The 3,820-nt window shown below is 41.0% G+C and carries 5 protein-coding genes and 1 pseudogene; 4 read left to right on the top strand and 2 right to left on the bottom strand.

Annotated elements, in window-relative coordinates; all coding sequences use genetic code 11:
- Positions 1-280: hypothetical protein (locus A2517_RS04605; RefSeq protein WP_294894605.1), on the bottom strand; the 280-nt coding region annotated here is incomplete at its 3' end.
- Between the two features lie 138 nt (positions 281-418).
- On the opposite strand from A2517_RS04605, the gene A2517_RS04600 reads away from it, so the two are divergent.
- The 3 genes from A2517_RS04600 (at position 419) to A2517_RS04590 (ending at position 2,314) form a co-directional block, all read left to right on the top strand.
- Entirely contained in the window at positions 419-1,066 is a 648-nt protein-coding gene (locus A2517_RS04600) for a ferritin family protein (protein ID WP_294894603.1), read from the top strand.
- 33 nt (positions 1,067-1,099) lie between these two features.
- Positions 1,100-1,258, top strand: a complete 159-nt coding sequence (locus A2517_RS04595; protein ID WP_294894601.1) for a hypothetical protein — start codon at positions 1,100-1,102, stop codon at positions 1,256-1,258.
- A gap of 408 nt (positions 1,259-1,666) precedes the next feature.
- Positions 1,667-2,314, top strand: coding sequence for a BRCT domain-containing protein (locus tag A2517_RS04590; protein ID WP_294894599.1), 648 nt, complete (start codon positions 1,667-1,669; stop codon positions 2,312-2,314).
- 144 nt (positions 2,315-2,458) lie between these two features.
- On the opposite strand, the gene A2517_RS04585 is transcribed toward A2517_RS04590, so the two are convergent.
- Positions 2,459-3,343 carry a sulfurtransferase gene (locus tag A2517_RS04585; RefSeq protein ID WP_294894597.1) on the bottom strand — a complete coding sequence of 295 codons (885 nt, stop codon included), beginning with the start codon at positions 3,341-3,343 and terminating at the stop codon, positions 2,459-2,461.
- 137 nt (positions 3,344-3,480) lie between these two features.
- On the opposite strand from A2517_RS04585, the pseudogene A2517_RS04580 reads away from it, so the two are divergent.
- Positions 3,481-3,820 (top strand): annotated as a pseudogene (locus tag A2517_RS04580) (TolC family protein); the annotation flags it as partial.

Below are 3,820 nucleotides of genomic sequence, written 5' to 3'. Positions count from 1 at the left end.
CAATCAATACTTTCGTATACCCTTTACCGGGTGAGCCTTTTTTTCCCTTGCCCTGCGGTATCGTTACACCCGGCGTACGTTTTAGCATCTCCAATGCATTCATATCACCGTATTGGGTGAGCTCTTCGCCTTTAATAATACGTTTGGCTATTGAGTTTTCTTTGCGCTCTTCGATGACACTGTACGTCTCTTCTACCGAAATTTTATCGAGCTTAAGTATCTCCTCGGCACAAGAAAAAGAGAGGGTACAGGTAAGAAGTATGAGGGGACGGTAAAACACATTATTCCTATAGTAAATAAATATAAATTATCGCTATTTTATCCTATCTCGTGAGTAAAGTCGAAATCGATTAATACGTCGTTAATGCAATCTTATATAAACTCCATTACAATTGTTAATAACCTGAAGGGAGTCATTATGCGTCAATACGAAACCTACCACTGTAACATCTGCGGAAATGAAGTCGAAGTGCAACACGTAGGAGGAGGAACCCTCGTCTGCTGTGGCCATGAAATGGAGATGATCACAAAGAGTCTCACGGCAGTCAACCTGATGAAAGCATTCGGCGGTGAGAGTATGGCGCGGAACAAATACGAGCTGTTTGCCGATATCGCCCATGATGAAGGATGGCACGCGGTTGAACGCCACTTTCGAGAAGCGGCACATAATGAGATGTACCACGCCCGTGCCGAGTACAAAGCGTATCATAAACTGATCCACGGCTGTGATGTCGATACGACGGCTGCGAATCTCGACAGTGCTATGGGTGGAGAGAACTATGAACACACGGTGATGTACCCAAACTTTGCCGAAATCGCAACCGCAGAAGGACATAAAGAGTTAGCACGGCTTTTTACTGCCATCGGCAAAGTCGAAGTGGAGCATGAACGCGAATACGCCGCACTCAAAGAGGCATTGATCGCCGATGGTTTCTTTGCCAGTGAAGAAGATGAGATTTGGGTGTGCGAAGTATGCGGACATATCCACCGAGGGAAAAAAGCTCCGGTTGCGTGTCCGCTGTGCAAAGCGGGACGAGAATATTTCAAACGGGAACATTTAGATTAATTTTATCCCCTTTTTGGGGATGCGTAGGTTATTATGAAAACACTATGCAAACTCAAAAAAAATGAATTCACGACCGATTTCAAAAAGATCCTGAAAATTGTCAAAAAGCCGAAATTTATCTGTGAAAAATGTGCTCGGGTTGCCAAAAATAAAAAATATCTCTGCGAGCCGAAGAGTATGAAAAGCGATTAAAGTTTATTTATATGTGATATAATTCTTATTGCAAGTATCACTTTTCATTGTAGTTAATGGAGCGACATAATAGGGGCGGAGGGTTCGAAACCTCTGCCCCTTTTTTTTTGTCCTCCAAAAACTACAATGAGGGGGTCTTTATGGATAAGATGATACTTGCACTATTTCTTATGTGTATTTTTGCACCTATGCTCAGGTGATCCTGACATAGCCAAGGGGTTTTACCCCTTGCCCCCCCTCATCATCGTTTAGCTTATGCCTATAGGTATCATTTGACCTCTACTTTTTACTCTTTTCTTGTAGCATATCCTCGTTTTCCATTCCCAAATATCAAGCGCATTGTAAATGTTCTTTAAAGTATGAGCTGTATACTATTATTAAATTTTATGTGAATTTGGAGGTATTTGTTTGAATAATAAAAAAATAATTTCTAATAAGGAAACTGGTCAACCTATCGTCGCTACTATCAGCTCGGCAAGAATTGCAGAACGGAATATAGATGAATTAATAGGTTTATGTAAAGGTATGATTGCTGATGGTTCTATTGTCCAGGCAGAGGCAGATTTTTTACTTCATTGGATGGAAGCAAACCAAAGCGCGGCACATCAATGGCCGGCAAATATTTTATACTCACGCGTTAAGGAATATCTTGCCGATGGTGTTTTAGATGAAACAGAAAAAGAAGAACTTTTTACACTTTTAAAACAGATTACAGGCGGTGAAAATGTAGCCGATACGGTTCAAAGTATGGCATCTAATCTGCCACTAGACACCCCTCCACCTGATATTGAATTCGAAAACCGCATTTTTTGTCTTACTGGGACATTTACCGTAGGTTCACGTGACAATGTAACCAAACTTATCGAGAGTAAAGGGGGGAAATGTGTAAAAGCTCCTACCCAAAAAACGGACTATCTTATAATTGGTATTATCGGCAGTAGAGATTGGATACACTCAACACACGGCAGAAAAATTGAGATGGCTATGGAGTTGAGAGATACGGGTGAAGTTTCAATCCGTATCATTTCCGAAGAGCATTGGATTAAATTTATTTAAATTTCCAGAGAACATAACATAAGGGTCATGTATTCAATCTTCACTTTTCTTAAATTAAATTACAAATAGAGAGCTGGATTCCCGATCAGGTCTGGAATGACGGGAAAGGGATGGATTCCGTGTCGTAGCACGGAATGACGAAACCTACTTCTTAAACATCTCATATCGATACTGACTCATCGGGGTATCGTCACGGTTACCCCACTCTTTCATCGACGCATCGTACAAACGGACATTTTTATATCCGAGCACGCCGCTGAGGACAAAGTAGTTAAACGACGTCTCTAAACCACCCGTACAATAGACGAGAACCTCTTTGTTTTTATCCAATCCGTACCCCTCTTTGAAAACACTCTCCAACATCGCTTTAGGTTTGAGGATATACTCTTTATCTACGGAGTAATTCCATGAGTAGCTCATACCGCCTTTGATATGACCGTTACGTTTGACCGTCGGGGTCGGGGTGACGCCTAAATACATATCGCTCGGACGGGCATCGATCATCGGAAGTTTACCGAGATGATTTTTTACGTAGGTGATATCGGCGATTTTCTCTTTGTCAATTTTAGCTTTAAACGCGGTCGCTTTGATAGAGGATTCCGCTTGGGTGAGTTCTAATTTATTGTTTTTCCACACTTTTAGTCCGCCATCGAGCAATGCGACATTTTTAATTCCGTGATAGTTAAGTGCCCAATAAATATAGCTGGCTTTGAGAAGGTCTTTAGCCTCATTGATCGGAGCATAAAGAACCACATCGCTGTTTTCATCGATTCCCAAACGTGAAATCTCTTTTTCGATCTCCACTACCGGACGGATGGAGAGAAAGGTTCCGTTATCAAAACGCCATTTGGCTATCGCTGTATGTGCGGCGCTCGGAATATGCTCGAATCCGTACAAATCTCCCTCAGATACTTCAACGATACGAAGTTTAGGATCATTTTTATGCTCATTCAGCCATTGGGGAGTGACAATCGGCTCGATGGCCAAGAGCGATATAGCACTTGCAACGACAGCGATGAAAATTTTCATTTTAATTCCTTCAAATAATTTTGACTATGATAGAAGGTTATCACTTAAATGATATTTTTTTTCCTTTACTAAATTTGTTACCAAATATTTAAAATTCGTTTACATTAAAATTACCGAAAATAGATTACAATGAAAGTATGAAACGGAACCCATTATTTCTAGCCCTTATCCCATTATCATTGCTCAGTGCTGATACAGTGTCGCTTCTCTCTCCTGAAAAGAAAACGGTTCTAAAATATCAGCAAGATATCTATGAATCCGAGCACCAAAAGCTCCGATATAACTGGATTTCTCCCCTCAATTTGAATGCTATCTATGATTATGATAAAAGTCCCCAAGGCGGCTATCACAGCGATACCGAAACCCTCTCTGCCTCCATCTCACAAGATATTTTCCGTTCCGGCGGAATCACCTATCAGATCAAATATGCCGATGCCAAAAAACAAAGTGAAACGATACGTCTGCAAAAAGATATCG

The organism is Sulfuricurvum sp. RIFOXYD12_FULL_44_77 (genome assembly GCF_001830725.1).
GTDB classification, from domain to species: Bacteria; Campylobacterota; Campylobacteria; order Campylobacterales; family Sulfurimonadaceae; genus Sulfuricurvum; species Sulfuricurvum kujiense_A.
Note: the sequence above shows the minus strand (reverse complement) of the source record. Positions and strands in the feature narration are given on the sequence as shown.

Bases quoted from the DNA above. Each gene is read 5' to 3' on its own strand.
- A2517_RS04600 (WP_294894603.1), top strand. From the start codon at position 419: ATGCGTCAATACGAAACCTACCACTGTAACATCTGCGGAAATGAAGTC.
- A2517_RS04595 (WP_294894601.1), top strand. From the start codon at position 1,100: ATGAAAACACTATGCAAACTCAAAAAAAATGAATTCACGACCGATTTC.
- A2517_RS04585 (WP_294894597.1), bottom strand. From the start codon at position 3,343: ATGAAAATTTTCATCGCTGTCGTTGCAAGTGCTATATCGCTCTTGGCC.